This is a genomic window from Mycobacterium sp. E735 (assembly GCF_001666955.1).
Lineage (GTDB): Bacteria > Actinomycetota > Actinomycetes > Mycobacteriales > Mycobacteriaceae > Mycobacterium.
This window is the reverse complement of the sequence record NZ_LZIX01000267.1, coordinates 1-825: the sequence shown is the minus strand read 5'-3', so window position 1 is coordinate 825 and position 825 is coordinate 1. Positions and strand designations below refer to the sequence as shown.

The following is an 825-nucleotide window of genomic DNA, read 5'->3' as shown; positions in this document are numbered from 1 at the left end:
TTCGCCCAGAACGAGCTGGTCAGCAAGTGTCACGACATCCAGACCGCGGACGCGGTGGACGCCGACGAGCAGCGCGAGCTGGAGGCCCGCGCCGCCGGGCTGAAAGCGGCCAACACCTGGCACGCATCGCGGGCGATTCAGGAGGCGCGCGAGGCCTGCGGGGGCGCGGGTTACATGGCCGAGAACCGGTTGGTCGCGCTGCGCGGCGACACCGACGTCTTCACCACGTTCGAGGGCGACAACCACGTACTGACGCAGTTGGTGGCCAAGGAGCTGCTGACGGCCTACGCCGATGACATCCGCAGCATGAGCCCCGTCGAATGGGTGCGCTTCGCCGCCAACACCGTCGGCGAGCGCGTCGTCAAACGGACTGCGGCAGAGACGATTATCCAAACGATCGTGGATGCCCGGCAGGACAGCGAGGAAGAGGGCAGCCTCTTCAACCGCGGCACGCAGATCAAGATGTTCGAGGACCGCGAGGAATATCTGCTGGCGTCCGTGGCCCGTCGGCTGCAGGCAAAATCCAAGGAGATGTCGGAGTTCGACGCGTTCAACGCGGTGCAGGACCACGTTTTACACGCGGCGTCCGCACACATCGACCGGGTGGTGCTCGAGGCGTTCGTCGCCGGCATCGATGCCTGCCCGCACGAGGAAACCCGCGAACTGCTCGGTGGACAGGTACCGATGCTCGATGTACCACGCCTTGTCGTCTTCGATGACCGAAAGCGCGTACAGATCGCAGAGGATGCCGAGCAGTTCGCGGGTTTCCTCGTGCGGGCAGGCATCGATGCCGGCGACGAACGCCTCGAGCACCACCCGGTCGAT

Annotated in this window: 2 pseudogenes; one reads left to right on the top strand and one right to left on the bottom strand. The window is 65.5% G+C overall.

Annotated features, from left to right (window positions below):
- Positions 1-726, top strand: a pseudogene (locus tag A5704_RS21775) (acyl-CoA dehydrogenase family protein); the annotation flags it as partial.
- On the opposite strand, the pseudogene A5704_RS29370 reads toward A5704_RS21775, so the two are convergent.
- Positions 718-813, bottom strand: a pseudogene (locus A5704_RS29370) (hypothetical protein); the annotation flags it as partial. The pseudogenes A5704_RS21775 and A5704_RS29370 overlap by 9 nt on opposite strands.
- Between the last annotated feature and the right edge of the window lie 12 nt (positions 814-825).